The sequence below is a fragment of the Idiomarina zobellii genome, from assembly GCF_900100855.1.
GTDB lineage: Bacteria > Pseudomonadota > Gammaproteobacteria > Enterobacterales > Alteromonadaceae > Idiomarina > Idiomarina zobellii.
The window spans coordinates 51,609-77,679 of sequence record NZ_FNCB01000003.1 but is presented as its reverse complement, the minus strand read 5'-3'; the positions used below and the strand labels follow the sequence as shown (position 1 = coordinate 77,679).

Sequence of the window (26,071 nt, the reverse complement as noted above, 5' to 3'; positions counted from 1 at the left end):
ATGAGCGTTGAAGTTCTTATGAACGTCACCCCGACAGAAACGCGGGTGGTTCTTGTTGAAAACGGTATTTTGCAGGAAGTTCATATTGAGCGACAGGCGAAACGTGGTCTGGTGGGGAATATCTACATGGGCAAGGTGTCTCGTGTTTTGCCGGGCATGCAGGCGGCGTTCATCGATATTGGTTTAGATAAAGCCGCCTTCTTACACGCATCCGACATTGTCGTGCAAGTTGATGGTGACGACATACCTCAGCCTGACCGCCCGGAAAGAAGCATTACCGAGCTGGTTCATCAGGGCCAGCAAATTATGGTGCAGGTTGTCAAAGACCCCTTAGGCACGAAAGGGGCGCGGCTAACGACGGACATTACATTACCGTCCCGTTACCTGGTGTTTATGCCGAAAAGTGACCATGTGGGTGTTTCACAGCGTATTGAAGAAGGTGAAGAACGAGATCGCCTCAAGGAAATTGCGGAATCGGTCAGCACTGACGACGGTAAGTTTATCGTTCGTACTGCGGCGGAAGGCGCGTCCGAACAGTCATTAAAAAGCGACGCAGACTTCCTTTTTCGGCTTTGGGAAAAAATTAAAGCGCGCAAGAAAAGTCAGCGTAAAGTTGGCATGCTGTACGAAGACCTGAACCTGTCATGCCGTGTGTTACGAGACTTTGTCGGTGAAGAAATAGAGCGCATTAGGGTCGACTCAAAAGTCACTTTTGACACTCTCAAAACCTTTACTAAAGACTTTATTCCAGAATTAACCAGTGTACTTGAATACTACACTGGGGACCGGCCTATTTTCGATTTGTTCGATATTGAAAATGAAATGCAGCGCGCGCTCGATCGCCGTGTTGACTTAAAATCTGGCGGCTCGTTAATTATTGATCAAACCGAGGCGATGACCACTATTGATATCAATACCGGTGCTTTTGTTGGTCACAGAAACCTCGAAGAAACCATATTCAACACCAACATAGAAGCAACGCAGGCAATTGCCCGGCAGCTACGACTGCGTAATTTGGGCGGTATTATCATTATCGATTTCATCGATATGCGCGACGAAGAGCATAAACGTCGGGTTTTACATAGCCTTGAGCTTGCCTTGTCTAAAGACCGGGCAAAAACCACTATTAACGGTTTTACCACGCTTGGGCTTGTTGAGATGACTCGTAAGCGCACCCGCGAGAGTCTCGAACATGTGCTGTGCTCGGAATGCCCGGTTTGCCAGGGGCGCGGCACCATGAAAACAGTAGAAACCGTCTGCTATGAAATTATGCGAGAGATTGTCCGGGTACATAAAGCCTATGAGGCCGATAAGTTCGTTGTGTACGCGTCAGCTAAAGTCAGCGATGCCTTAGTCAACGAAGAATCTCATGCATTGGCTGAACTTGAACTGTTTGTTTCACGTCAAATTACAGTACAGACCGAACCTTTGTATAATCAAGAGCAATTTGACGTGGTAATGATGTAGGTTAATGCGAGCACTGTCCTGGGTATTAAAAAAACTATGGCTACTACTGGCTATTGCGCTGGTATTGGTTGCTGTTGCTCTGAGCTTGCTCCGTTACAGTCTGCCCTATCTTCCCGATTTAACTCAACCTCTTGAGAACGAGCTGGAAGCGCGTTTCCAGCAACCCGTTAGTATCAGTGACTTGTCCATGGCCTGGACGCAGCAAGGTCCATCTGTTGTGCTCGAGAATTTATCGTTGTCAGCAGACGACAACGCCAAAGTGAAGTTCAAAGTTGCCGAAGTGCATGTGGTTTTGAATTTTTGGCAAAGCATTGTTCAACAGCAATTTGTGGCCGATGAGTTTATTCTGGACAACGCCAATGTTGCTATTGATCTTCGCCAGTTAAACGATGTTTCGGGTGATGACACCTTCGATATCGATAACCTTAGTGAGCTTTTCCTACATCAGCTTGAAAAATTCTCGATTCATCAGGGGCAGGTGTTTTTAACGAACTTACGAGGGGTTACTCGACGTATTGATCTTGAGCGTTTGTCTTGGGTCAACGAAGGGGCCCGGCACCGCGCGGTTGGCAGTCTTAGAATGGATGACTTTGCGACGAACGCACTGGATGTCATTGTCGACCTTAAGGGGGATACGTGGTCGGACTTAACCGGTCAGTTTTATGTTAATGCACAAAACATCGATATCAGCCCTTGGTTAGAAGAGCGGTTGGGTGATATCGATGTACAGCAATCTGATGTCAACTTTACGGGCTGGCTGGATATGCAAAACGGTGAGCTTTTTGAAGGGCTGTTGCAGCTTCGTCAAAATCGTATTACTTGGCAGTATAAAGACGCCGAGCAATCGCATTGGTTGGACATTCCGGGCGGTAAGGTCATTTTAAGGCCTCTTGAGAACGGTTGGTTAATGAATAGCCTGCCAATGACTCTGGACTCTTCGGCTGGCAGTATTCGGGTTCCGAGAATTGCCTGGCAGAATCAAAATAGTATCCATGATATTAGTGTGTCGAATGTGGACTTAGATGACGCCACGTCATTATTAACGCTACTCCCGTTTACCTCGGAAAAAGCGGGTCAATGGATTAAAAGAACGGGTATTAGTGGTCAGGTTGACGGCCAATATCGATTGCACCCTATTGTCGGCAGCCAGTGGCGTGTTGATGGTAAAGGGTTATCTATTGAAGGTGGTAATAACACGCCCAGTGTAAGCGGCTTACGTATGAGTGTGAGCCAAATAAGTGATAAAGCCCAATGGCGTTTGTATGGCTCTGACGTTTCTCTGGCCAGTCGACATTTATCTCCAGAGCAGGCCTGGAACATAAATGAGCTGGATTTGTCCGGATCGTGGATGACGAATAATAATGGTTGGTCTGTTTCGTTAACTAAAACACAACTACAAATCAATGACTTAAGATTGTCCGGAAGTGCTCAACTGTCTTCAAATAGCGCTTCAGGAAAAATGCATATTGATTCCTTCATTTATTCAAACGAACCGTTTTCGGTGGAAACCGCCCGTCAGTTATTGCCTCAGGCAATGGGCAAAGGCGTGCAAAGCTACCTGTCCGGAGCCTTGCAAGCCGGCCAGTTAAGCGGAATTGAAGCCGTGTGGCGTGGTGAAGTTGATAGTTTTGCCAGTGACGGTTTTGAATCAGTGTTTAATGCCCGGATGGGCTTTGAATCATTAAATTTTAAGTTCCAGTCCGACTGGTTAGCGCTTGAGAATACTCCTATTCATTTAGACTTTTATCAGAACAGCTTATTCATGCACGCCAAGACGGGAAGTATTGGTTCAGCTCGTGTCGATAATGTTTCTGCACAGATTCCAAACCTAACTGATGGCAGTGTTGGTTTACAAATACAAGCGCAAGCGTCGGGAGAAGCCCAGCAAGTTTATGAGGTTTTCCAAAACTCTCCGTTGGACTCAGTAACTGAAACCTTTAATCAGCTGAATCCGGAGGGTAAGGTCACGGGTCGTATGGAGCTCGACATTCCGTTCGATGAGTCGCGTGAGGTTGGAGTCTTTGTGGAAGCACCGCTTTCCGGTGTTCAGGTAACAATTGATGCAATAAAGCAAGAATTTAACGTTAAACAGGGCGTTTTAACGATTAACAACGCCAACGTCAGCACCTCTGACTTAGTCATGAATTGGTATGGCATGCCGGTGACGGCGTCTGTTAATGGAGATGAGAGTAGCCAGGGTTATGAGCTGACCATTGACACGGCGTTAGACTGGCAAACAGAGCCACTGTTTAAGCAATTTCCTTATGACCAGTGGGAAGAGTTTTTCTATGGAGCCGTCAATGGTGAAAGCCGCGTGGTTTTGCGTTTCGCTGGTGATAACTTCAATGTGGAGGCTGATGGTCAATACGACTTAACCGGCTTAGAAACCTATTTACCGGCACCCTTACAAAAGAGCTTTGGCGAAGGTTGGCAGTTCCGCTTTTCTTTAAACGGACAGAATGACGACTATGCGATAACGGGTAACATTGATGATCGAGCAAATTTCGAAGGGGAGTGGCAACTCGATAACGCAGGCTGGCAGAAGGCCACGTTAACGGTTGGCAATGACAATGAAACGGACGATATAGGTCGTGGCTTTGCTGTGTTAGCTCAGTTGGATGAGGCGGATATCGGTCGCTGGTATTCTCTTATTTATGCATTGGCGGGTGGAGAGTCGTCCTCCGAGCCCGCCAGCTCTGCAAGCAACCCTTGGTTACCCGACTCGATACACGTGTCGACCCTTAACCTGAAATGGGCAGAGCAAAGCTTTGGTGCCGCCGATGTACGCAGTTGGCCAGAGCAGAATAAATGGCAGGTGCAGGTGAACTCTGACAAAGCGGTGCTGAACGTCGGTATTCCTAAAGAGTTTATGAACGAGGGTATTGATGTCAGAGCAGATTACCTGGTGCTATCGACTGATATTGAACTGCCAGACCCAGAGGGCGACGACGAGTCTAAGTGGAACTGGCTTGGAAAAGTGCCACCGGTAACGGTCAACTGCCGAAGCTGCAGGATTAACGAGCATAACCTGGGGGAAGTCGATTTAGCCATTTCTCCAATAGAGGCTACGCCGCAGGTTAAAGGCTTTACCATTGACCGCCTAAACGTGACCCGAAATGGAGATAGCATTCAGGCAAACGGAGTTTGGCGTTATGAAAATGAGCAGGCATATAGCGAGTTAAATGGCCGCTTGAATACCAGTGATTTAGGTGAGCTATTGCGCCAATTCGGCATTGAAACTGCAATTCGCGACAGCTCCGCGAATATCGAATTTGATTTAAGCTGGGATGACCATCTGCATCAACCGAGCTGGCCATCTCTGGATGGCGAAATTTCCTGGGCGTTAGGTAAAGGCTACCTTGCGGAAGTAAGCGACGGCGGTGCTCGAATATTCTCGATACTCAGCCTGGACAGTATTTTACGCAAGCTCACTTTGGACTTCCGTGACATATTTTCTCAGGGCATGTTCTTTACTGAGTTATCGGGTAGTGCCGCTATCGAAGACGGCGTTGTTCAAACCGATGATGCGCGGCTACTTGGCTCTGCTGGTGATATGGATATTCGCGGCTGGACAGACATGGCAAGTGGTGAGTTGAACTACAACCTGACGTACGCCCCTAAAGTGACCTCGAGTTTGCCGGTTATTCTTGCCTGGATGGTCAACCCACCCAGCGGTTTGGCAGCGTTGCTTATCGATAAAGTACTGCATGACGCCAAAGTCATTTCGAAATTACGCTATGAAGTGAGTGGAACCATAGAGAATCCGGTTGTTCAGGAAATAGAGCGTGACAGTCGCCCCGTTGATTTGCCAGAATTGGAGGAAGACTCAACTGACTCAGAGGTGAATGATGAAGAAGGTGCAACTGACCGCGGTGCAAATGAGCAGCCGCTCTAAACCTGAAGACAACCTCGACATTGTCAAAAAGCTTCTTAACAATCTCCCGTCTTCCAACTACCCCCATTTAGTGGTCCTTCCTGAAGCTTTTGTTTGCTTCGGCGCTGGTGACAGAGCGCAACTGGATATGGCTGAAAAATACAAAGATGGCGCTGTGCAAAGGGAGCTCTCTTCGCTCGCGAAGCAGCACGGCGTGTATTTGATAGGTGGTACCATTCCTATTGACGCGGGTGAACGCTTTTCAGCCGCATCGTTAATGTATTCGCCAACGGGAGAGCTTGTTGCGCGCTACGACAAAATACATTTGTTCGACGTAGATGTGGCGGACAGTACTAAGCAATACCGCGAATCAAAATGGACTCAACCGGGCAGGGAGGTGGTTGCTGTAGACACTGACTGTGGTGTTGTCGGTATGTCAGTGTGTTATGATCTTCGCTTTCCGGAATTGTTCAGAGCGCTGCGTCAGGCAGGCGCCAATATTATTGCTTTGCCGTCCGGTTTTACTCGGGTGACGGGCGAAGCGCACTGGCACGCATTGGTTAGAGCGAGGGCGATTGAACAACAAGCCTACGTGGTAGCGCCAAATCAGGTTGGAGTGCATGATAACGGACGCGAGACTTACGGGCACTCCATTATTGTCAGCCCCTGGGGTGAAATTTTAGCGGAACAGGCAAAAGGTGAAGGCATTATTTCGGTCGAAGTCGACTTAGACCGAACCGAAGAAATACGTCAACAAATGCCGGTCGCCAAACAAAATCAATTTGAGGTAGTAAATATACATGACACTAAATGATTATTCGTTGTCTGAGAGCGATATTAGTAAAGCGTTGGCAACGTTATACAGCGGTACAATTGATTTTGCAGACATTTATCTGCAACACAGTGTCAATGAATCCTGGGTACTGGAAGACGGTATCATTAAAAATGGCGCATTCCATATTGAAACCGGTATGGGCGTTCGAGCGGTGCAGGGCGAGAAAACTGGCTTTGCTTACGCTGATGAAATTACACTGGAAGCGCTTAAGCGCACCAGTGAAGCTGCCCGCGGTATTGCCCGTCAGGGACAGAGTAAGTCGGTAGCGGCGTTACAGTCTGTGCAGGCCGCATCACGATATGAAGGCATTAATCCTTTAAATACGCTGTCGGAAGATGAAAAAATTGAGCTGTTAAAACAGACTGATGCTCATGCGCGTGCGCAGGACAGCCGAGTGTCGCAAGTGGTTGTCAGTTTAAGTGGCAGTTATGACGATGTACTGGTTGCTGCGACAGATGGCACCTTTGCTACCGATAAGCGCCCGCTTATTCGTTTGAACTGCTCTGTTATTGCGGAGCAAAACGGTCGTCGTGAGCGCGGTAGCGCCGGTGGTGGAGCGCGCGTTGGTTACGAATTTTTTATTGAAGACACAAACGGCAGTACCCGTTGGAAGCACTTCGCCGAAGAGGCGGTTCGCCAGGCGCTGGTGAATTTAGAAGCGCGCCCGGCACCTGCAGGTAACATGCCTGTCGTTTTAGGGGCAGGTTGGCCTGGAGTGTTACTGCATGAGGCGGTTGGTCATGGACTGGAAGGAGACTTTAACCGTAAAGGGTCGTCAGCTTACTCTGGTCGTGTGGGTGAAAAAGTGGCGTCAGAGCTGTGTACTATTGTTGATGACGGCACTATGAATGACCGTCGTGGCTCTATGACCATAGACGACGAGGGAACACCGAGTGGTTACAATGTTCTGATTGAGAATGGCCGCCTACGTGGTTATATGCAGGATAAAATGAACGCGCGTCTAATGAAGCAAAGCGTAACCGGTAATGGTCGCCGGGAAAGCTTTGCTCATTTACCCATGCCTCGTATGACGAATACTTATATGCTGCCGGGCGAAAGTACGCCGGATGAGATTATCAGCAGTGTCAAAAAGGGCATTTATGCGCCTCAGTTTGCCGGCGGACAAGTCGACATAACCTCAGGGCAGTTTGTGTTTTCAGCGTCAGAGGCTTACTTAATTGAAGACGGTAAAATTACCGCGCCAATAAAAGGGGCTACCTTGATTGGTAACGGACCTGATGCTATGTCACAGGTTTCTATGGTCGGCAATGACCTGGAACTGGACGCCGGCGTTGGTGTTTGTGGTAAGGACGGTCAAAGTGTTCCTGTTGGTGTCGGACAACCAACCTTGAAACTGGATTCAATGACCGTTGGTGGTACGGAGTAATTAAAGAATAACGCTGCGCAGATAAACAAAAAGCTCGCGGGCCGCCTTAGGTGGCTTTTCCTGGGCTTTTTGCTGCTCAGCTAAGCGCATAAGTTGTCGGATTTTTTGACGATCGGCCTGAGGGTAGTTCTCGATAAAGCTTTGCAAGGCCTCGTCTCCACCGTTGAGGAGCGAGTCCCGGGCGTCTTCGACAGCGTGAAACTTAGTGGTTTCCTGCTGGTGCGCATTACGAAGGTCTGACAGCGCTTGTTCAATGGGCTCAATGTCCCGGGAGCGCATCAGTTTACCAATGAATTGAAGCTGGCGTCGGTAGCCTTCGTGTTTATTACGAATTTTACGAGCCAGTAATACGGCGTCACGAAGCTCATCGTCTAGTGGCATGCTCTTTAACTGAGCATCACTGAGCTCGACTAAGTCGGTACCGACCTTTTGTCGCTCTGCCATTTCGCGCTTTTTTTGTGACTTACTGACGAAATCGTCATTGTCATGAGCGTCGATATCAGAGGATGGTTTTTGTGATTTTCGTTTCGACATAATTACAACTCGATTAGCGCTAAAGCCGCTAGTTTAGCAGTGAGGAGAGTTTTTTGATAGTACAACTGGATGACCTTAATAAAGAGATGGGGCAGGTTGAGGCTGCGGTAAAAGAAGCCTTGTCACTGGCGAAGCAAAAAGGAGCCAGTGATGCGGAATGTTCTATTAGCCAAACTTCAGGTATTTCTGTGGGGACTCGTTTGGGTGAGGTCGAGACTGTCGAGTTTAATCAGGACGGCGCATTAGGTATCACAGTATACCGGGGGAATCAGAAGGGCTCTGCTTCGACTACGGACCTGTCAAAGCACGCTATTGAAGCGGCGGTCGAGAAAGCCTGTGACATTGCTCGTTTCACGTCGCCAGACCCATATAATGGCTTGGCCCCGGCAGAGCTCATGGCAACCGAAATTGCGGACTTAGATTTGTGTCATCCGGGTGACCAAAGCGCCGAATATGCGATTGAGCAAGCGCTTGCGTGCGAGAAGCACGCACTGAATCTCGATGACCGTATTGTGAATTCCGACGGCGCACACTACGGAAGTCATACCGGTTTCCGTGTTTATGGAAACACACACGACTTTATCGGCGGGTTCCTGCAGTCTCGCCACAACCTGGGCTGTGCGTTAATTGCCCGTGAAGGCGATAAAATGCAGCGGGACATGAGCTACACGGTAGCGAGAAAAACGTCGGACTTGTGGACGCCAGAGAAGGTGGCAGAAGACGCCGCCAGTGAAACGTTGTCTCGCCTGGGAGCCAGACAGGTACCAACCGCCAAAGTCCCGGTCATTTTCCGCGCCGATATCGCTGGCAGCTTGTTTGGGCATTTAGTGTCAGCTATTAGTGGTGGCAATTTGTATCGTAAGTCGAGCTTTTTACTCGACCACCTCGGCAAACAGGTGTTGCCAGAGTGGCTGACCATTCAAGAGCGCCCACATATTGTGGGAGGCCTGGCAAGCTCACCATTTGATGCGGAAGGCCTTAAAACTCAAGACAGAACCATTGTGGACAAGGGAACACTCGAAACCTACCTGTTGACGAGTTACGCAGCTCGTAAAATGGATATGCAACCAACCGGCCATGCAGGCGGCATACATAACTGGCGTGTAAGTCAGCAAGACAACTCGTTGCAGCAGTTGTGCCAGCAAATGGGAACCGGGCTTCTTGTAACCGAGGTTATGGGACAGGGTGTTAATCTGGTCAATGGTGACTACTCACGCGGTGCCGCTGGTTTTTGGGTAGAAAATGGTGAAATTCAATACCCTGTAGAGGAGGTGACTATCGCCGGAAACTTAAAAGATATGCTGGCGAATATAGTTGCTATTGGTAACGATACGGATGATCGCCATGCGTTGCACACCGGCTCTGTACTGTTAGAGCAAATGAGTGTGGCAGGTCACTAAGCCTGCCTTTACGCACCTAGGGCGGTTAAGAGAGTAACAGGGTTGCTGAGCCAAGGAAGGCGAAAATACCCACTACATCGGTGACCGTCGTCAGAATAACACCGCCGGCAAGAGCCGGGTCAATGTTAAACCGTTTCAGTATCAGCGGTACGGTTGCACCGGCCAGTGCTGCTGCCAGTAAGTTCATCATCATGGCAAAGGCGATAATACCGCCGACCAGTAAATCCTGCTTCCAGAGCGCGACAACCGCCGCAATAAGTACCGACCAAATAACGCCGTTCAGAAAGCCTATTGCGAGCTCTTTACCGATTAACCAGCGAGAGTTACTGGAGCCTATATGGCCGAGCGCCATGCCCCGAATCACCAACGTCAGAGTCTGACTACCGGCAATTCCTCCCATACTTGGAACTATGGTATTGAGAATAGCCAGCACCGCCATTTGCGCTAAAATATCTTCGAATAATGAACTCACCATGGCGGCGAGCAAGGCGGTAACTAAGTTGACGGCTAACCAAACAGTGCGGCGGCGGGTACTTTTCAGTACGGGCGCGAAGGTATCTTCGTCGTCTTCCAAACCTGCCATACTCAGCATAGAGTGCTGAGCATCTTCGCGAATAATATCCACCACATCGTCGATAGTGATACGACCAACGAGCTGCTGATCACTGTCCACAACCGGTGCGGAGACCCAGTCATGACGCTCGAAGAGCTTAGCAACTTCGGTTTCGTCCATATCGACGGGTATGGTCGTAATATCTGACGACATAATTTCATCGATACGGCGGCTGGGATCTACGGTCAGTAATTGCGTTAGAGATATTTCACCGGTAACTTTTTCATTACGGTCGACAACATAGAGCTTGTCTGTTGCTTCCGGTAACTCCCCTTTAAGGCGCAGATAACGCAATACAACGTCGATGGTGACGTCTGAGCGCACCGTAATGGTATCAGTATTCATGATACCACCAGCGCTGTCTTCGGCGTAGGAAAGAGCGGTTTCAGCCCGCTCCCGGTCGCCTTCGTCCATCGACTTTAAGACTTCCTGATACACTGGCTCGGGCAAACCCCGTAACACGTAAGCCAAGTCGTCGGTATCCATGCCTTCAGTCGCGGCGGCCAGATTTTCCGGCGCCATCTGACGAATAATATCTTTCTGAACCTCTTCGTTCAGTTCTTCAAGAATTTCGCCGTGCTCGTCAATGTCGACAAGCTTCCAGATTTTCGAACGGCTTTTCGGTGGCGACGACTCCAGAAGTAAGGCAACGTCGCAGGCAGGCATGTTGTGAAGCATGCGTCGAGCGGCCACGAACATACCGTCGGCTAACGCAGAGTTAACCTCCTGAATTCTTTGCATGGCATATTCTTTATCGGACAGCTCGGCTATCATGTGTTACTCGTTTTCCTCAAAGCGATCTTCGAACAATTCACTCACTGCTACTAATGCGTCTTCTGCGTCATCGCCTTCAGCACAAACCTCAACCGACTTGCCCTGTTGACTGGCAAGTAGCATTAAACACATAACACTTGCTGCGTTAACACACTGCTCGCCTTGCTGAACGGTAATTTCAGATTTGAATGACTGTGTGAGCTGCGCAAGTTTAGTGGCTGCCCGAGCATGAAGTCCTAGTTTATTTTGTATAACAAGTGTCTTGCAAGCTTTAGTCATGCTGCATTAACTCCCGATGACGAACCTGAACTTTCACCGATTTTTGTTCAAAACGCTCTGCTAACTGCTGAGAAATATAAACGGAACGATGCTGCCCGCCAGTACAGCCTGTAGCAATTGTTAAGTAGCTGCGGTTGCTGCGCTGGAAGTGTGGCAGCCAGGTTCCTAAAAAGTTTTCGAGCTGATAAATAAACTTAGTCACTAACGGCTGTTGCCGGAAATAATGCTGCACATCCGGGTCTAACCCCGTGAGCAATTTGAGCTCGGGTTGCCAGTGCGGATTAGGCAATATGCGAGCGTCAAACACAAAGTCGGCGTCTTTCGGCAGTCCATACTTAAACCCAAATGACTGAAAAACGATAATCAGTTTTTTATCTGCTCTGCCTAATACACGCTCTCGCACCTCTTCGCTAAGTTGATGCAATGACAAGTCGCTGCTGTCGAGGCGCCAGGTAGCGCGCTCCATAATGGGCTCTAACAATTTAAGCTCGGCTTGTAATGCATCAACCAGAGGTAACTCTTTTTGCGACAGCGGGTGCAACCGGCGTGTTTCACCAAATCGCTTAAGCAGGGTGTTGTCGTCGGCATCAATAAATAGCACTTCGGGTTCAACCCCTTTGGGTAGAAAATTCAGTGAATCGAGCAGCTCTTCTGAATGCTCTGGCAAGTTGCGAACGTCAATGCTTATGGCAATTTTAGAATACTGTTCCATGACCGCATGGACCAGTGTTGGTAGTAGGCTAATGGGTAAGTTGTCGACACAGTAAAAGCCAAGATCCTCGAGTACTCGAAGGGCGATAGTTTTACCCGATCCCGAGCGACCACTGACAATAATCAGTTGCATGGCTTATCTTCACCTTCCCCAATAAATAGTTGATAAAGTGCGTTGTCTGTATCAGCGTTGCGAAGTGCTCTGGTGCAATCTTTGTCGTTCATGCGACGTGCAACTGCGGCCAGTGTCTGTAAATGGTTTTCATGCTCTGACTCAGGTACTAACAGCGCAAAAATAATATCAACCGGCTGGTTATCAATAGCGTCAAATTCAATCGGCTCATCCAACGTCAATAATACGGCAACCGGATGGCTGGCTTTAGCGAGTCGTCCATGAGGTATCGCAATACCTAAACCAATGCCGGTACTTCCCAAGCGCTCGCGATTTATAAGGCTTTCAAAAATGTCATGACGGGTAATGCCTGACAGTTTCGGCGCGACAATTTGGCTAATGGTTTCTAATAACCGCTTTTTACTTGCACCCTCGACTGCACACTTGGTGCAGTCGGGGCTTAACAACTCACTTATTTGCATGGACTAATGCTTTTTCATTTTTTCTTTGTGTTTAATAACCTGACGGTCAAGCTTATCGATTAAACCATCAATGGCTGCGTACATATCATCGTGAACAGAGTCAGCAAAAATTTCACCGCCGTTCAAATGCACGGTAGCTTCTGCTTTTTGATTCGTTTTTTCAACATTAAGGATGACGTGAACGTTGGTTATATGGTCAAAATGGCGCTCTAACTTAGCAAATTTTGTATCCACATACTCACGCAGAGACTCAGTGATATCGATATGATGACCAGTAAGATTAATTTGCATAACGTCTTCCTTCTGCAGTTTACAAGTTATAAAAGACTCTTGCGTTGACTCGATGAGGGAATATTCAATGATTCCCGGTACTTCGCAATTGTCCTCCTCGCTACTTTGATGCCTTGCTCGGCTATCAGTTCAGCGATTTTGCTGTCGCTTAATGGTTTGCTACGATTTTCTGCAGCGACTAACTTCTTAATTAAAGCACGTATTGCGGTACTTGAACACTCACCTCCACCTTCTGTACTGACATGGCTTGAGAAAAAGTATTTCAGTTCAAAAATGCCTCTTGGGCAATGTAAAAACTTCTGCGTTGTCACTCGTGAAATTGTGCTTTCATGCATTTCTACCGCTTCGGCGACATCGTTGAGTACCATAGGCTTCATTGCCTCTTCGCCGTACTCAAAAAAGCCTTGCTGGCGCTGGACAATACAGTTGGCAACTTTCAGCAGTGTTTCATTACGGCTTTCGAGGCTTTTAATAAACCAACGAGCTTCTTGCGTATGGTTTTTAATATACTGACTGTCAGCGGATGATTTCGCAGCCTTGCTTAAGGCAGCATATTCTTCATTCACCTTTAATTTAGGTACGCTGTCCGGATTTAATTCGACCACCCAGCGACCATTCTTTTTCATGACCGCAACGTCAGGAACAACGTACTCGACTTCTTGCTGAGCAATTTGCTCGCCCGGGTGCGGGTGCATTTGCTGAATCAGGCGCATCACTTCCCGCAAGTCGCCTTCTGTTAGCTTTAGTTTGCGCTGAATATTGCGAAAATCGCGGTTGCCTAACAAGTCCATATGATCGCAAACAAGGGTTAGGGCGTCGTCTTTGAACGGCGTGCGGTCATCCAGTTGTTGTAACTGAATAGCGAGACACTCACTGACTGTGCGCGCACCAACTCCGACAGGGTCGAAATGTTGAATGCGCTTGAGTACCATGCAAACTTCTTCCTCGCCAACCTCGGGTAGGCGCACAGACTCTATAATGTCGTCGATATCGGCGGTTAAATAACCGTTGTCGTCAATAGCCTCAATAATGGCTTCGCCAATGGCGGTGTCTTCCTCAGAAAAGTGTGAGAGCTGCATTTGCCAAATGAGATGATCCTGCAGAGATTCGCTGGTTGAGCCTTGGTAAACCTCGTAGTCGCCGTCGTACGACTTATTGCTCGATGCTGCGCCATTGACTGGCGTAGATGACGAATAAGTATCGTCCCAGGTACTGTCGACAGGCAGGTCTTCCGGCATTTCCTGAGTTTTAATAACGTCGGATGTTTCGCGCTGGCTGTCGTCTTTATGTGAGGAGTTTACATGGTCCGCATTGTCGCTGTCCTGGGACTGCTCACTCTCTACTTCTAACAGTGGGTTATTGTCCAGAGCGTCTTGAATCTCTGCCTGTAAGTCGAGCGAAGAGAGCTGCAGCAAGCGTATAGCTTGTTGTAACTGAGGCGTCATGGTCAGTTGCTGACCAATTTTTAGCTGCAGACTTTGTCTCATGGTTATCGTCCCGGTATCACATTAAAGGGTGAACTGCTCACCGAGGTAAACGTCTTTAACCTGTTGATTCGATAATATACTTTCTGCATCTCCGCTGGCAATAAGTTCTCCATGACTAACAATATACGCGTGTTCACAAACGGACAGCGTTTCTCTGACATTATGATCGGTAATAAGTACACCAATACCACGCTGCTTCAAATGTTCAACAATTTTCTTAATATCGATAACCGAAATAGGGTCAACGCCTGCGAAAGGCTCATCTAACAGAATAAACGTGGGCTCAGCAGCCAGTGCGCGGGCGATTTCAACGCGGCGCCTCTCGCCGCCAGATAAGCTCATGCCCAGGCTATTAGCGATGTGACCAATATTAAACTCCTCCAGCAGCGAGTCGAGCTGCTCTTCGCGCTCGTTTGCAGAGAGCTCTTTGCGAGTTTCTAAAATAGCCATCAAGTTATCACGCACGGTCAATTTTCTGAAAATAGACGCCTCTTGCGGTAAGTAGCCAATTCCGCGGCGAGCACGCTCGTGCATAGGTAGAGCGGTTAAGTCGTCTTTATCCAGTAAAATTTGGCCTTTGTCGCTGTTGATTAAGCCGACTATCATATAGAAGGTGGTTGTTTTGCCGGCGCCATTTGGCCCTAACAGCCCAATAATTTGGCCCTGACTGACTTCCAGGCTGACGTCTTTTACAACCTGACGACGCTTAAAGCTTTTGGCGAGATGTTTAACTCGTAAGGTTGCCATATTAAGGGTTCTCGTTATCGTTTTTTTCGTCTTTTGTTTTCGGCGTAAATATCGTAATCACGCGTCCGTTATCGGTATCAGAACTGCTTGCCGAGATGGTTTGCTCAGCCAAGTCATAAACAATAGTATCGCCACTTGAACTACTGGTACCTTGCGAAATTTTTGCATCGCCACTTAACTCCAGCCGCTGCTCAGCCTGGAAGTAGGTTATCTTATTGGCTTGAGCACTAATTTCATTACCGTTTTCCAGCGTTTGTGTATAGGTTGCCGGAGAGCCTTCTGCAATAAAGGTGTCTGCTTGTTCACCGCTTTCACTGGCGGAGGCTTCAAGTCGGTCAGCTTTAATAAGCAAGGTACCTTGCCGAATGATAACGTTGTCAGTCAGTACTAGCTTATTATTCTTGATGTCGAACTGCTCGTGGCTCGACTCGACTTCCATTGGCTTTTTAAAATCAGCTTTTCCTTGTGCCATAACAGCCAAAGGAAGCACTAATAGCGCCAGGAAGCTAAGACTTTGGCTGGAAAACCGTTTTAACATGTCGTTTTAACTCCATTATTTCTGCGCTCATGTCGGCGCTTAAACCATCACCACGAACGACCACTTGTGGCCCTCGCATTATTACTGGGTATTCAGTACTCATGGACTCATTGGCTAAGTCTATAACCAGGTATTCTGTCATGATGCGTTGTATTGGTGAACTTTCCTGCAAAGCCTGTATCTCGACACTGCGCTCCAGAATCAGCGTTTTGTCATCGTAAAAGGTACCTTGCTCCGCACTGACTTGCCAGGTTTCAGTACCGTCTTGTGAAAAAACGGAATACTTTGGCTGTTTCAGTTCGGTCAAACCAATTTGGTTGTAGTGTGCCATTTCTTCAGAGCGAATTTGGTGCGCCAAAGCACCATCACTCTCAAATATCTTGGTCTCAAGGCCGTAGGCCGTAAAGTCCGGCTGCATCAACTTTGTCGCAGTAGCAGCGCCTTCTTCGCCGTCATCACTAAAAGGACGCAGCACAAGTAAGAGTCCTAAGCCAAACAAAAGGACAATAATACCGACGATACGCCAATTCACACACTGGCTCCTTTGGCGTCATGCAAAAGCCCCTGGCTCAACATAATTAAATCGCATACTTCACGTACGGCACCAAAACCGCCAGCGCACCGGGTAATATATTGTGCCTGTTGCTGAACAGACGGGTGTGCGTCTTTCACCGCTACGCCAATGCCTGCCTGTTGTATTAGTGCAAGATCCGGCGTGTCGTCACCCACATAAGCGGTTTGTTCCGCACTTAAGTTGTGTTGAGACAGAACCTCGTTGAACGCCTGGGTTTTATCCGTTTGTCCCTGATAAATGTGAGACACATCCAAGTGCTGCATGCGCCGCTGAACGATGTCCGATTGACGGCCAGTTATAACGGCTGTTTCTATACCGGCATCCTTTAGTGCTTTCATACCAAAGCCGTCACGAGTGTGAAAAGCTTTTAGTTCCTCTCCGTCGTTACCGAGGTAAATGCGACCATCGGAAAAAACACCGTCGATATCAAGCACTAACAGTCGAACTTGAGAAAAACGCTCGAACAATGGCTTTTCGATGTCGCCATACCAAGTATTAATGCATTCCATGTTACAGAACTCCTGCTTGCAGTAAGTCATGCATATTCATCGCGCCACAAGGACGGCCTTCCTGGTCAGTAATGATAAGGCCGTTTATCTTGCGGTCTTGCATAAGTTTTAAGGCTTCTGCGGCCAGCATATCAGCATTTGCTGTCGTGCAAGAACGAGTCATAACATCGGCAATAGAAGTGGTGTGTATATCGACTTGGTTATCGAGAATGCGGCGTAAATCGCCATCGGTGAAAATACCGGCCAGTCGACCTTGTGCGTCGGTAATTGCCGTCATACCTAGACCTTTACGCGACATTTCCAGCAATGCATCACGAATAATGGCACTTTCTGACACTAACGGAATACGTTCGCCGGTGTGCATAATGTCTTGCAAACGAAGCAGCAAACGCTTACCTAAAGAACCGCCAGGATGTGACAATGCAAAATCATCCGCCGTAAAGCCACGGGCGTTTAACAGGGCCACGGCTAACGCATCACCCATCACCAGGGTTGCTGTAGTCGAGGCTGTTGGCGCCAAACCTAACGGACAGGCTTCCTGTGCTACTGCAATGCAAACGTGTGTATCAGCCAGTCGGGCAAGTGTCGACTCGGGCTTGCCTGTCATGGCTATCAGCGGCACACCAAGGCGCTTTATAACTGGCAAAATATTGAGAACTTCTGATGTTTCACCGCTGTTTGAAATAGCGATGACAACGTCTTGAGCAGCGACCATGCCCAGATCGCCGTGGCTGGCTTCACCCGGGTGAACGAAGAACGATGGTGTTCCGGTTGAGGCGAGTGTCGCCGCAATTTTCCCGCCAATGTGTCCTGATTTACCCATGCCGGTAACGATAACCCGGCCTTTGCAGTTAAATAATGTCTGGCAGGCAGCATCGAAGTTGTCATCAAGGTACTCATACAGCCCTTCGATGGCCTGTTTCTCAATATCCAGGACTTGTTGGCCTAATTGGCGGAAGTTCTGGGTCACTTGCTTCATAGCTTTTTCCCAATCTTAACTATACTGGGGGTATAATACGTTATTCACTTAGGTTATGCCTACCGCGTAGGGAGAAATCTTGCGATTTTGCCGGAATTTAATTACTATACCAACCAGACGGTTTATAAAGTGAGTTCTTTATGCACGACAATATGCAGCATAAAAATAAGGTGGGGCGGCCTAGCAATAAAGAGCTGATTCTGGATGCTGCGGACAGCTTGGTGGCAAGCGAAGGCGCTTTACACCTGACCTTTGATGCGCTCAGCCAACAGACCGGAATTAGCAAAGGCGGCCTGCTTTATCATTTTTCTAATAAGGATGCATTGCTGCAAGCTATGTTGCAGCGGCGTGTTGAGCGTTTTGAGCGTTTGAAGCAAGAGCATTTAGAACGTTTGGAAAATGACCCAAATAAAGAACCTAAGAGTATATTACTGGCGGCTTTAGATACTGATGCTGAGTGTGCTCGATTGGGTAGCGGGATGTTGGCAGCCGCGGCGAGCAATCCAGATTTGCTCGAGCCTTTAAAACGGCATGTCAATGACACCATAAAGCAAATGGAGCGGCACCTCGGTGAACAAGTAGGGCGAATGCTGTTTTACTCGGTGCATGGAGCGCGTTTGTTCGAGCAACTGAACTTGTGCGAGCTATGCGTGACCGAACGAGAGCAATTTGCGGAATATTTACTGAATCAAATCGATAAATTAACGGAAACAAACTCCGGTAGCTGATAAACTTTGCAACAATTATTGCGGTGCAGGATGTAACCGGAAACCGTTATACTCTTCAGCTTTTATGAAGCTTGGCGGTTGAGAGAAACAGGACAGCGTGTGACACAGTTAGTTGAGTTAAAAGACGTTCATTTTGCGCATGGTGACAGACCTTTATACAACGGTTTGTCATTGACTGTGCCAAAAGGAAAAGTGATTGCGGTGATGGGCCCCAGTGGTATCGGGAAGACGACATTGCTGAAACTTATTGGTGGGCAACTAAAACCAAACAAAGGCAGCATTAAAGTTGCAGGGGAAGAGGTTCCGAAACTCAATAGAGATAAGCTCTATGAGTTAAGGAAGCGTATGAGCATGCTGTTTCAAAGCGGTGCGCTGTTTACCGACATGTCTGTTTTTGACAATGTGGCGTTCCCGTTGCGCGAGCACACCGAGCTTTCCGAAGACATTATTCGCAGTGTTGTACTGATGAAGCTGGAAGCGGTGGGGCTTCGTGGCGCGAGAGACTTAATGCCCTCTGAATTATCCGGTGGAATGGCTCGGCGCGCAGCTCTGGCAAGAGCTATTGCACTTGACCCCGACATAATTATGTATGACGAGCCCTTTGCCGGGCAGGATCCCATCTCAATGGGCGTTATCGTTAAACTGATTAAATCACTGAATCAATCGCTGGGCTTAACCTCTATAGTGGTTTCTCACGATGTAAAAGAGGTGCTTTCTATTGCTGACTATGCGTACGTTATAGCAGACAAAAAAGTGGTTGGTGAAGGCACGCCCGACGAGCTTAGAAATAACGACACCGATATTATTAAGCAGTTCTTACAGGGGAATGCGGACGGTCCTGTGGCGTTTCATTATTCTAATGACGACTTCACGACGGACTTACTCGGAGGCGAAAAATGAGTCAGTTTTTCGAAAATGTCGGCCGTCGTGTGCTCGATAGCGTGGCAGGTATAGGTTTTGCGTTAGCCATGTTTGTCAGTGCCATTATTGGCAAGCCCCAGCCACGTAAATCATGGCCATTGTTTATTAAGCAAATGTACGTTGTTGGCGTTTTATCAATGGTCATCATTATTGTCAGTGGCTTGTTCATTGGCATGGTCTTAGGGTTGCAAGGTTACACGATATTGGTGGACTACGGGGCTGAGCAGAGCTTAGGGCCAATGGTCGCATTGTCACTTTTACGTGAACTAGGGCCCGTTGTCACAGGCTTATTGTTTGCGGGCAGAGCCGGTTCAGCGCTCACGGCAGAAATTGGGTTAATGAAAGCAACCGAGCAGTTATCAAGCCTGGAAATGATGGCTGTTGACCCGTTAAGACGGGTTATTGCACCGCGCTTTTGGGCTGGTTTAATCAGTATGCCGCTGTTGGCTCTGATGTTTTCAGCAGTGGGTATTTATGGCGGTTACTTAGTAGGCTCTGGCTGGCTAGGCGTTGATGAAGGGGCGTTTTGGTCCGTCATGCAATCGGCTGTCGACTGGCAGGATGACCTATTAAACGGTGTCATAAAATCTATTGTTTTTGCATTTGTAGTCACCTGGATAGCCCTCTATAAAGGGTACCGGGCAGTGCCGACATCTGCGGGTATCAGTGCGGCAACAACGTCAACCGTTGTCACTGCGTCGTTAGCCGTTTTAGGTCTAGACTTTATTCTTACAGCTATCATGTTTGGTGGGTAACCATGGAATCAAGAAAAACACAGTTATGGGTAGGTATTTTTGTTGTACTGGGCGTGTTGGCGCTGTCCTTTATCGCTTTACGAGCGGCCAGCGGCACCATGACAACATCAGGTGAAACCTACACGCTTTACGCAAAATTCGACAATATTGGTAGCTTGAAAGTACGTTCACCAGTGAAAGTAGGTGGTGTCGTTGTTGGTCGTGTTACCGATATTTCGTTGGCTGGTGACTACTATGAACCGTTGGTAGAAATGTCTATCAGTAAAGAGTATGACGAATTTTCCGAGACCAGTTCAGTTTCTGTTCTGACATCGGGCCTGCTAGGCGAGCAATACTTAGGCTTGCAACCGGGCTTTATTGACGACAGTGTCAGCATGCTTGAAGACGGCGATTCAATCACGGACACGAAGTCGGCGTTGGTTTTAGAGAATCTAATTGGTCAATTCTTATTTAGTCAGGGCAATGATTAGTTTAAAGGAGTCAATCATGTCATTTAAAAAGTGGCTGCTAGCGCTTGTCGCGATGGTCGTTGTGAGCTCAGCAGCAAATGCGGAACTTATTCGTAATGACGACCCGTACGAGTTGTTAAAAGAAGTAGCCGAAGTCACTTTTGAGCGTATTGAGAACGAGCGAGGCAAAATTGACGAAGACCCAAACCACTTAAAAGTTATCGTTAAAGACGAGCTTATGCCTTATGTGGATAGCTTGTATGCATCTAAAAAGGTGCTTGGTCGTTACTTAAGAGATACAACAAAAGAACAGCGTGAAGCTTTTTACCGTGCTTTTTATGATTATCTAGTGGCGACATATGCACGCGCATTTACACAGTACGACGAGAGTAAACATACCGTTTCTTTTGAGCCGGCAGCTGAGCTTCCGGACGACGCGCGGACGGCGGTTGTAAAAACACGAGTTAAGGAAACTGGACGCCCTGAGATACGCCTGGACTTTCGTATTCGTTATGACCGGGATGAAGACCTTTGGAAGGCTTATGACTTAGTGGTTGAAGGCATTAGTTTATTAAATAGCAAGCAAAGTGAAATTTCTGCTGTGATTCGTTCAAACGGCATTGATAAAACGATTGAGCTTATTGAACAAAAAGCTCAAGAGCCTATCAAAGCTGACGAAGAAATTGATAATCCAGCTGAGGGAATATAATGAGCACGGCACAGGCATCGGTGAGTCGAACAGAAGACAGTGTTATTGCCTTTAAAGGCTCGCTGACGCGTAACAGTGTCCCGACCTTGTGGAAGACCCGCGGACAGTGGCTTGGCGATGAGTTAGTGTCTGTCGACGTCAGCCAGGTTGAGGTTATTGATACTGCCGGTGTTGCGTTTCTACTGGAAGTAATGAAAGCAACGCAAGGTACTAATGCGCCACTAAAATGCATCGGTGCCTCTGAACAATTAAAGCAGATTGCCTCAGTCAGTGGCGTTGAGTCGCTGCTTTCGTTAAGCTAGTCGCCTTTGAAAGGAACATAAGCGGTTTATTAGATATGAATGAAGAACAGTTAAAAACATTGCTCAATGACGCATTAAACCTGAGTGAACTCTACGTAAAAGTTGACGGTGCTAATGTTGATATTATCGCGGTCAGTGATGACTTTGAAAGTATGAGCAAAGTGAAGCGTCAGCAAGCTATCTACGCACCGCTGAATCCTCATATTTCAAGCGGTGAAATCCATGCGGTATCAATAAAAGCGTACACGCCGGATGACTGGGCGCGTGATAAAAAACTGATGATGCCTTAAGGCCTGATTGTTGATGGATAAGTTTAAAATTAGAGGTGGGCAGGCGTTGTCCGGCACAGTAACTATTTCTGGTGCTAAAAACGCTGCACTACCTATTCTTATGGCAACGGTTTTGCCATCCGATAAAGTGACGTTATCGAACGTGCCGAATCTGCACGACGTCGATACTACTCTGGAACTGTTAGATTGCCTTGGCGTAACACACCGCCGTGTCGGCGAGACTGCAGTATGTATCGACCCAACTACCTTGAACCACTATAAGGCGCCTTATGAGCTCGTAAAAACAATGCGTGCGTCAATTTTGGTGTTAGGTCCTCTGCTGGCTAAAACAGGTAAAGCTGAAGTGTCATTACCCGGTGGCTGCGCAATAGGCGCGCGGCCTGTTAACTTGCACATTGAGGGCCTGAGAAAAATGGGCGCTCACATTGATGTCGAAAATGGCTATATAAAAGCATCGGTCAATGGACGCCTTAAAGGTGCCGAGATTCTTCTTGATACCGTCAGCGTTACAGGTACTGAAAACCTAATGATGGCAGCGGTGTTAGCTGATGGGCAAACGGTCATTGAGAATGCAGCCCGTGAGCCGGAAATTGTAGATTTAGCGAACTTTCTGAATGCACTGGGCGCAGATGTCAAAGGCGCAGGCAACGACACTATTTATATTAATGGCGTTGAATCTTTGTCTGGCGGTGAATACAGCGTAATGCCAGATCGTATAGAAACCGGGACTTTTCTCGTTGCGGCATTGGCCACAGGGGGATCAGTTCGCTGTGAGAATACGGACCCTTCCGCTTTAGATGCCGTTATTAAAAAGCTTGAAGAAGCCGGAGCAGACATTAAAAAAGGTGATAACTGGCTGTCTTTGAAAAGCACTAAACGACCTAAAGCGGTTAACATTATTACAGCACCTCACCCAGGGTTCCCGACAGATATGCAAGCGCAATTTTGCACGCTCAATGCCATTGCTGAAGGAACTGCCAATATTCGTGAAACGATATTTGAGAACCGTTTCATGCATATCCCTGAGCTGAGACGCATGGGGGCCAATGTCGACTCAGAAGGTAACACCGCTATTTGTCATGGCGTTGATAAGTTAACTGGCGCCGAAGTTATGTGTACCGACTTGCGTGCATCTGCCTCACTGGTTATTGCAGGGCTTGTTGCGACAGGCGAGACCACGGTTGAACGGATTTACCATATCGACCGTGGTTATGAGTCTATTGAGAAAAAACTACAAGCGCTTGGTGCGGACATTGTCCGCGTTAGCGAGAAGTAAATTATCGAGGGAGTTCAGAAACGGTGACGGTTGTTGCCATTTTTTGTTCTCCTCGGTAAAACTCGACTTCAAGTTCTTCGCCTGGCGGGGTGCTCGCCACTTTATCCAGTCCTTCTGGAGCAGAGCGAACCGGCTGGCCACCAATAGAGACAATAAAGTCATTACGTCTTAGCCCGGCTAAAGCGGCAGGACTGCCTCTTTCTACACCGGTGACATAAATACCGGACAAAGACTGCTGCTCACTAAAGTTAGGGTTCACAGTTATACCAATGTAGCCCCGTACCACTTCGCCTTCACGGATTAACGTATCCATTACCGATTGTGCGGTTGCATACGGCACTGCAAAATAAATGCCTTCACCTCCGTCATCCATTGACGAGTTGTATCGCGCGTTATTAATACCAATAAGTTCACCAGCAGTATTTACTAAAGCACCACCCGAGGCACCTTGATTGATAACTGCGTCCATCTGAATAAGGTCGGAATAGGAGTTGCTCACGCCCACGCGTCCGCCGGTTGCGCTAATGATGCCCTGAGTAATGGTCTGGCCAATATTGTAGGGGTTACCAATGGCTAAAACGATATCACCCACTTGCACACGGCGGCTTGACTGCACCGGAATGACCGGCAAGTTATTGGCATCTATTTTAAGCACTGCAAGATCGGTATATCTGTCACTACCAATGAGTTGCGCTGCGTATCGACGGCCGTCCTGTAGTGCGACTTCGATCTTATCGACGCTATCGACAACGTGATGAGCGGTAAGAATGTAGCCGTTAGAGTCCATGATAACGCCCGAGCCCAATCGCCAAACGCGCGATGACTGAGGCTGGTAGTAAGAGCCTTGAATTTCACCCATGCTGTAAATGTTGACGACAGCTGGCGCGGCCTTTTTGACGGCCTGGCTAAAAGAAATAACGTCGTTTTGTGACTGGCGGAAAGAGTTGCTTTGTCCCCAAAGGGGTTGAGTCAGTAAAACAATGGCGGCAACGACAAGACCTAAACCAACCGATTGAAACAAAAACCGTACTATTGGAGACACGCGTTACTCGCTTTTTATATTTATTATTAGGTGGCATCAGCATAGCACTGATGCCACTGAAATGTCACAACCTCAGTTTGCGTTACGCAGTACAATAAAGAGTGAACTGTCGCCACGCTTAACGTTGAGGGCTATGACCCCTTGCTTGTCTTCTATTGCTGCTCTTAGGTCTGCCACACTAGTGACTCGTTTGCGGTTAACACCTTGAATAATATCGCCTTCCTCAAGACCTATGCGGGCAGCGGGTGAACGCTCCTCGAGCTCGGTTATTTCAATGCCCTGCTGACCACTAGCCACCGCAAGGGTTGCTCCCTCAAGGGCGGGGTGTATGGCGGCAGCAGTAACAGCGGTATCTTGCGAGCCTAAGGTGACATCAACGGTCATCTCTTCGCTGTCGCGGATAATACCAAGCTCTATGTCCTGACCAGAACCAATGGATCCGACTAAAGCGCCTAACTCAGAGAATGAGCGAATGGCCTGACCGTTGACTTCAATAATAACGTCACCGGATTCAATACCAGCCTCTGCTGCGGCGCTACCCGGAATTACTTGAGACACAAAAGCGCCCCGGTTAACAGGAATATTCAGCGCCTGCGCAACATCGTGAGTGAGGTCGTTACCGCGTACGCCAAGCACCCCTCGACGCACTTCACCGAATTCAATAAGTTGTTGAACCAGGTTATTCATCATGTCTGAAGGAATAGCAAAGCCAATACCTATATTGCCTCCATTCGGTCCTAAAATAGCGGTGTTAATTCCTATCAGCTTGCCGTCTAATGTCACCAGGGCGCCGCCAGAGTTACCGCTGTTAATAGCAGCGTCGGTTTGAATGAAGTTTTCTAACTCTTCAATGCCTAAACCACCGCGACCTAACGCACTGACAATGCCTGAAGTGACGGTTTGGCCTAATCCAAATGGATTACCGATAGCGACAACAAAGTCTCCAACACGAAGTTCTGATGACTTGCCCAGTTCAATTTCGCTGAGACCTTCAGCGTTTTCGATTTTTAATAACGCAACGTCTGAACGCTCATCGGTACCTATCACCTTAGCATCCAATTCGCGGCCGTCTTTTAAAGTCACCAAAATCTCTGTTGCGTCATCAATAACGTGATTGTTAGTGACAACGTAGCCGTTCTCGGCATCAATAATGACGCCTGAGCCTAGTCCTTGAAAAGGGTGCTCGCGAACTTGTTCACGTGGTGCGTTGGGACCGAAGAAAAAGCGCAAGGCATCGGGCAGGCGCTGTCTTACTTCGCGTTTACCTTTTACTGAAATATTAACAACGGCAGGTGTGACTTCTTCAAGCATGGGAGCAAGCGTTGGCTGCTCGTCGTTTTTACCGAAAAATGGAATACCTGCACTTACGGGAGAGCTCAAGGTTGCCGATGTAACAATAACAAAAGCACTGAATAAGGCTAAGACTCGTTTCATGATTAGAGTAACTCCTTAAATAATCACCAACAAACGGTTCGTGTTTATGACCGCTTGTCAGTGATATGAGTTCACTCTAAAAATGTTTCAAGATATGTTGGACGTATCTTTTTTGTCGGACTCACGGCGATCATCAGAGAAAAGACTGCTTGAACCTTCCGTATAGTCACGCGGAATTTGTTCAGCCTCACGGCCATCTCGACCTGAGCGGTGATCTTGATTTAATGAGTTAGCAACCCGTAATTGCTTAATGGTATCTTCCGAGAAGAAGGGAAGGTCACCTTGAGAACCTGGCTGTTGGAGAAGTTCCGCGCTCTGATTCAGGTAGCTTTGCAACTTCTGCTGAGTGTCAGACAGTTGCTCCATCATTGCGTTAGCGGTAGCAAAATGTTCCGCAACTTCACGCTGGTACTCGCTCAACTGCTGCTGACTTTTCTCTACTTGCTCTTCAAGGTTGCCGGACTGGCCGTTTGTTTGAGTATAACGTGCAACAAAAAAGCCGATAATGGCTCCTGCTATCACTAATAAAACCCCAATAATCCAGCTCATAATTGACTCCTCAGCAAATGGCG

The 26,071-nt window shown here is 47.9% G+C and carries 28 protein-coding genes; 13 read left to right on the top strand and 15 right to left on the bottom strand.

The genetic code is table 11. The annotated features are described in order from the left end of the window. From rng to tldD, 4 genes are read left to right on the top strand one after another with little or no spacing between them, the layout of a single operon-like run. The gene (gene rng / locus BLT32_RS04390; RefSeq protein ID WP_053953081.1) at window positions 1-1,467 is read left to right on the top strand and encodes a ribonuclease G; all 1,467 of its coding nucleotides are present in this window, start codon (window positions 1-3) and stop codon (window positions 1,465-1,467) included. Between the two features lie 4 nt (window positions 1,468-1,471). Further along, the gene (locus tag BLT32_RS04385) at window positions 1,472-5,362 is read left to right on the top strand and encodes a YhdP family protein (protein WP_053953080.1); all 3,891 of its coding nucleotides are present in this window, start codon (window positions 1,472-1,474) and stop codon (window positions 5,360-5,362) included. Continuing rightward, window positions 5,313-6,155, top strand: a complete 843-nt coding sequence (locus BLT32_RS04380; RefSeq protein ID WP_235443956.1) for a carbon-nitrogen hydrolase family protein — start codon at window positions 5,313-5,315, stop codon at window positions 6,153-6,155. The genes BLT32_RS04385 and BLT32_RS04380 overlap by 50 nt, the downstream gene beginning before the upstream one ends. Further along, complete coding sequence (gene tldD, locus BLT32_RS04375; protein WP_082343161.1) at window positions 6,142-7,563, top strand: metalloprotease TldD; 1,422 nt, start codon at window positions 6,142-6,144, stop codon at window positions 7,561-7,563. Before BLT32_RS04380 ends, tldD begins: the two co-directional genes overlap by 14 nt. Here tldD and yjgA read toward each other — a convergent pair whose 3' ends face one another. Beyond that, window positions 7,564-8,097 carry a ribosome biogenesis factor YjgA gene (gene yjgA, locus BLT32_RS04370; RefSeq protein WP_053953078.1) on the bottom strand — a complete coding sequence of 178 codons (534 nt, stop codon included), beginning with the start codon at window positions 8,095-8,097 and terminating at the stop codon, window positions 7,564-7,566. It lies immediately after the preceding gene. 86 nt (window positions 8,098-8,183) lie between these two features. On the opposite strand from yjgA, the gene pmbA reads away from it, so the two are divergent. Then, window positions 8,184-9,497, top strand: coding sequence for a metalloprotease PmbA (pmbA, locus tag BLT32_RS04365; protein WP_053953249.1), 1,314 nt, complete (start codon window positions 8,184-8,186; stop codon window positions 9,495-9,497). A gap of 25 nt (window positions 9,498-9,522) precedes the next feature. Here the strand turns inward: pmbA and mgtE are convergent, their stop codons facing one another. From mgtE to BLT32_RS04310, 11 genes are read right to left on the bottom strand one after another with little or no spacing between them, the layout of a single operon-like run. Next, complete coding sequence (gene mgtE / locus BLT32_RS04360; RefSeq protein ID WP_053953077.1) at window positions 9,523-10,884, bottom strand: magnesium transporter; 1,362 nt, start codon at window positions 10,882-10,884, stop codon at window positions 9,523-9,525. 3 nt (window positions 10,885-10,887) lie between these two features. Continuing rightward, window positions 10,888-11,163 (bottom strand): HPr family phosphocarrier protein, encoded by a 276-nt coding sequence (locus BLT32_RS04355; protein ID WP_053953076.1) that lies wholly within the window; start codon window positions 11,161-11,163, stop codon window positions 10,888-10,890. Next, window positions 11,156-12,007: an RNase adapter RapZ gene (gene rapZ, locus BLT32_RS04350; protein WP_053953075.1), complete on the bottom strand. Its 852-nt coding sequence runs from the start codon at window positions 12,005-12,007 to the stop codon at window positions 11,156-11,158. Before rapZ ends, BLT32_RS04355 begins: the two co-directional genes overlap by 8 nt. Continuing rightward, a complete protein-coding gene (gene ptsN, locus BLT32_RS04345) occupies window positions 11,998-12,468 on the bottom strand; it encodes a PTS IIA-like nitrogen regulatory protein PtsN (RefSeq protein ID WP_053953074.1) in 471 nt (156 codons plus the stop codon). The genes rapZ and ptsN overlap by 10 nt, the downstream gene beginning before the upstream one ends. A 3-nt stretch (window positions 12,469-12,471) precedes the next feature. Then, a complete protein-coding gene (hpf, locus tag BLT32_RS04340; RefSeq protein WP_053953073.1) occupies window positions 12,472-12,759 on the bottom strand; it encodes a ribosome hibernation promoting factor in 288 nt (95 codons plus the stop codon). Between the two features lie 26 nt (window positions 12,760-12,785). Next, window positions 12,786-14,246 (bottom strand): RNA polymerase factor sigma-54, encoded by a 1,461-nt coding sequence (locus BLT32_RS04335; RefSeq protein ID WP_053953072.1) that lies wholly within the window; start codon window positions 14,244-14,246, stop codon window positions 12,786-12,788. A 21-nt stretch (window positions 14,247-14,267) separates the two neighbouring features. Continuing rightward, window positions 14,268-14,993 carry an LPS export ABC transporter ATP-binding protein gene (lptB, locus tag BLT32_RS04330; protein WP_053953071.1) on the bottom strand — a complete coding sequence of 242 codons (726 nt, stop codon included), beginning with the start codon at window positions 14,991-14,993 and terminating at the stop codon, window positions 14,268-14,270. 1 nt (window position 14,994) lies between these two features. Next, window positions 14,995-15,531: a lipopolysaccharide transport periplasmic protein LptA gene (lptA, locus tag BLT32_RS04325; protein ID WP_053953070.1), complete on the bottom strand. Its 537-nt coding sequence runs from the start codon at window positions 15,529-15,531 to the stop codon at window positions 14,995-14,997. Beyond that, the gene (gene lptC, locus BLT32_RS04320) at window positions 15,500-16,063 is read right to left on the bottom strand and encodes an LPS export ABC transporter periplasmic protein LptC (RefSeq protein WP_053953069.1); all 564 of its coding nucleotides are present in this window, start codon (window positions 16,061-16,063) and stop codon (window positions 15,500-15,502) included. The genes lptA and lptC overlap by 32 nt, the downstream gene beginning before the upstream one ends. Continuing rightward, window positions 16,060-16,614, bottom strand: a complete 555-nt coding sequence (gene kdsC, locus BLT32_RS04315) for a 3-deoxy-manno-octulosonate-8-phosphatase KdsC (RefSeq protein WP_053953068.1) — start codon at window positions 16,612-16,614, stop codon at window positions 16,060-16,062. Before kdsC ends, lptC begins: the two co-directional genes overlap by 4 nt. Before the next feature lies 1 nt (window position 16,615). Beyond that, window positions 16,616-17,593: a KpsF/GutQ family sugar-phosphate isomerase gene (locus BLT32_RS04310; protein ID WP_053953067.1), complete on the bottom strand. Its 978-nt coding sequence runs from the start codon at window positions 17,591-17,593 to the stop codon at window positions 16,616-16,618. A gap of 140 nt (window positions 17,594-17,733) precedes the next feature. Between BLT32_RS04310 and BLT32_RS04305 the strand changes: the two genes are divergently transcribed. The 8 genes from BLT32_RS04305 (at window position 17,734) to murA (ending at window position 23,023) form a co-directional block, all read left to right on the top strand. Further along, window positions 17,734-18,321 (top strand): TetR/AcrR family transcriptional regulator, encoded by a 588-nt coding sequence (locus BLT32_RS04305; protein ID WP_235443955.1) that lies wholly within the window; start codon window positions 17,734-17,736, stop codon window positions 18,319-18,321. Window positions 18,322-18,420: 99 nt separating this feature from the next. Beyond that, window positions 18,421-19,221 carry a phospholipid ABC transporter ATP-binding protein MlaF gene (mlaF, locus tag BLT32_RS04300; RefSeq protein ID WP_053953066.1) on the top strand — a complete coding sequence of 267 codons (801 nt, stop codon included), beginning with the start codon at window positions 18,421-18,423 and terminating at the stop codon, window positions 19,219-19,221. Further along, window positions 19,218-19,997, top strand: a complete 780-nt coding sequence (gene mlaE / locus BLT32_RS04295) for a lipid asymmetry maintenance ABC transporter permease subunit MlaE (RefSeq protein WP_053953065.1) — start codon at window positions 19,218-19,220, stop codon at window positions 19,995-19,997. The genes mlaF and mlaE overlap by 4 nt, the downstream gene beginning before the upstream one ends. Window positions 19,998-19,999: 2 nt before the next feature. Continuing rightward, window positions 20,000-20,467, top strand: coding sequence for an outer membrane lipid asymmetry maintenance protein MlaD (gene mlaD, locus BLT32_RS04290; RefSeq protein WP_053953064.1), 468 nt, complete (start codon window positions 20,000-20,002; stop codon window positions 20,465-20,467). A 16-nt stretch (window positions 20,468-20,483) separates the two neighbouring features. Beyond that, window positions 20,484-21,155, top strand: coding sequence for an MlaC/ttg2D family ABC transporter substrate-binding protein (locus tag BLT32_RS04285; RefSeq protein WP_053953063.1), 672 nt, complete (start codon window positions 20,484-20,486; stop codon window positions 21,153-21,155). Next, window positions 21,155-21,457, top strand: coding sequence for an STAS domain-containing protein (locus BLT32_RS04280; protein WP_053953062.1), 303 nt, complete (start codon window positions 21,155-21,157; stop codon window positions 21,455-21,457). The genes BLT32_RS04285 and BLT32_RS04280 overlap by 1 nt, the downstream gene beginning before the upstream one ends. Before the next feature lie 35 nt (window positions 21,458-21,492). Beyond that, window positions 21,493-21,747, top strand: coding sequence for a BolA family protein (locus BLT32_RS04275; protein ID WP_053953061.1), 255 nt, complete (start codon window positions 21,493-21,495; stop codon window positions 21,745-21,747). A 13-nt stretch (window positions 21,748-21,760) separates the two neighbouring features. After that, window positions 21,761-23,023, top strand: a complete 1,263-nt coding sequence (gene murA / locus BLT32_RS04270) for a UDP-N-acetylglucosamine 1-carboxyvinyltransferase (RefSeq protein ID WP_053953060.1) — start codon at window positions 21,761-21,763, stop codon at window positions 23,021-23,023. Window position 23,024: 1 nt separating this feature from the next. Here murA and BLT32_RS04265 read toward each other — a convergent pair whose 3' ends face one another. The 3 genes from BLT32_RS04265 to BLT32_RS04255 form a co-directional block, all read right to left on the bottom strand. After that, window positions 23,025-24,065: a trypsin-like peptidase domain-containing protein gene (locus BLT32_RS04265; RefSeq protein WP_053953059.1), complete on the bottom strand. Its 1,041-nt coding sequence runs from the start codon at window positions 24,063-24,065 to the stop codon at window positions 23,025-23,027. Between the two features lie 72 nt (window positions 24,066-24,137). Continuing rightward, window positions 24,138-25,499, bottom strand: coding sequence for a DegQ family serine endoprotease (locus tag BLT32_RS04260; protein ID WP_053953058.1), 1,362 nt, complete (start codon window positions 25,497-25,499; stop codon window positions 24,138-24,140). 87 nt (window positions 25,500-25,586) lie between these two features. Beyond that, a complete protein-coding gene (locus tag BLT32_RS04255; protein WP_053953057.1) occupies window positions 25,587-26,048 on the bottom strand; it encodes a Z-ring associated ZapG family protein in 462 nt (153 codons plus the stop codon). Between the last annotated feature and the right edge of the window lie 23 nt (window positions 26,049-26,071).

Bases quoted from the DNA above. Each gene is read 5' to 3' on its own strand.
- rng (WP_053953081.1), top strand. From the start codon at position 1: ATGAGCGTTGAAGTTCTTATGAACGTCACCCCGACAGAAACGCGGGTG.
- BLT32_RS04385 (WP_053953080.1), top strand. From the start codon at position 1,472: ATGCGAGCACTGTCCTGGGTATTAAAAAAACTATGGCTACTACTGGCT.
- BLT32_RS04380 (WP_235443956.1), top strand. From the start codon at position 5,313: ATGATGAAGAAGGTGCAACTGACCGCGGTGCAAATGAGCAGCCGCTCT.
- tldD (WP_082343161.1), top strand. From the start codon at position 6,142: ATGACACTAAATGATTATTCGTTGTCTGAGAGCGATATTAGTAAAGCG.
- yjgA (WP_053953078.1), bottom strand. From the start codon at position 8,097: ATGTCGAAACGAAAATCACAAAAACCATCCTCTGATATCGACGCTCAT.
- pmbA (WP_053953249.1), top strand. From the start codon at position 8,184: ATGGGGCAGGTTGAGGCTGCGGTAAAAGAAGCCTTGTCACTGGCGAAG.
- mgtE (WP_053953077.1), bottom strand. From the start codon at position 10,884: ATGATAGCCGAGCTGTCCGATAAAGAATATGCCATGCAAAGAATTCAG.
- BLT32_RS04355 (WP_053953076.1), bottom strand. From the start codon at position 11,163: ATGACTAAAGCTTGCAAGACACTTGTTATACAAAATAAACTAGGACTT.
- rapZ (WP_053953075.1), bottom strand. From the start codon at position 12,007: ATGCAACTGATTATTGTCAGTGGTCGCTCGGGATCGGGTAAAACTATC.
- ptsN (WP_053953074.1), bottom strand. From the start codon at position 12,468: ATGCAAATAAGTGAGTTGTTAAGCCCCGACTGCACCAAGTGTGCAGTC.
- hpf (WP_053953073.1), bottom strand. From the start codon at position 12,759: ATGCAAATTAATCTTACTGGTCATCATATCGATATCACTGAGTCTCTG.
- BLT32_RS04335 (WP_053953072.1), bottom strand. From the start codon at position 14,246: ATGAGACAAAGTCTGCAGCTAAAAATTGGTCAGCAACTGACCATGACG.
- lptB (WP_053953071.1), bottom strand. From the start codon at position 14,993: ATGGCAACCTTACGAGTTAAACATCTCGCCAAAAGCTTTAAGCGTCGT.
- lptA (WP_053953070.1), bottom strand. From the start codon at position 15,531: ATGTTAAAACGGTTTTCCAGCCAAAGTCTTAGCTTCCTGGCGCTATTA.
- kdsC (WP_053953068.1), bottom strand. From the start codon at position 16,614: ATGGAATGCATTAATACTTGGTATGGCGACATCGAAAAGCCATTGTTC.
- BLT32_RS04310 (WP_053953067.1), bottom strand. From the start codon at position 17,593: ATGAAGCAAGTGACCCAGAACTTCCGCCAATTAGGCCAACAAGTCCTG.
- BLT32_RS04305 (WP_235443955.1), top strand. From the start codon at position 17,734: ATGCACGACAATATGCAGCATAAAAATAAGGTGGGGCGGCCTAGCAAT.
- mlaE (WP_053953065.1), top strand. From the start codon at position 19,218: ATGAGTCAGTTTTTCGAAAATGTCGGCCGTCGTGTGCTCGATAGCGTG.
- mlaD (WP_053953064.1), top strand. From the start codon at position 20,000: ATGGAATCAAGAAAAACACAGTTATGGGTAGGTATTTTTGTTGTACTG.
- BLT32_RS04285 (WP_053953063.1), top strand. From the start codon at position 20,484: ATGTCATTTAAAAAGTGGCTGCTAGCGCTTGTCGCGATGGTCGTTGTG.
- BLT32_RS04280 (WP_053953062.1), top strand. From the start codon at position 21,155: ATGAGCACGGCACAGGCATCGGTGAGTCGAACAGAAGACAGTGTTATT.
- BLT32_RS04275 (WP_053953061.1), top strand. From the start codon at position 21,493: ATGAATGAAGAACAGTTAAAAACATTGCTCAATGACGCATTAAACCTG.
- murA (WP_053953060.1), top strand. From the start codon at position 21,761: ATGGATAAGTTTAAAATTAGAGGTGGGCAGGCGTTGTCCGGCACAGTA.
- BLT32_RS04260 (WP_053953058.1), bottom strand. From the start codon at position 25,499: ATGAAACGAGTCTTAGCCTTATTCAGTGCTTTTGTTATTGTTACATCG.
- BLT32_RS04255 (WP_053953057.1), bottom strand. From the start codon at position 26,048: ATGAGCTGGATTATTGGGGTTTTATTAGTGATAGCAGGAGCCATTATC.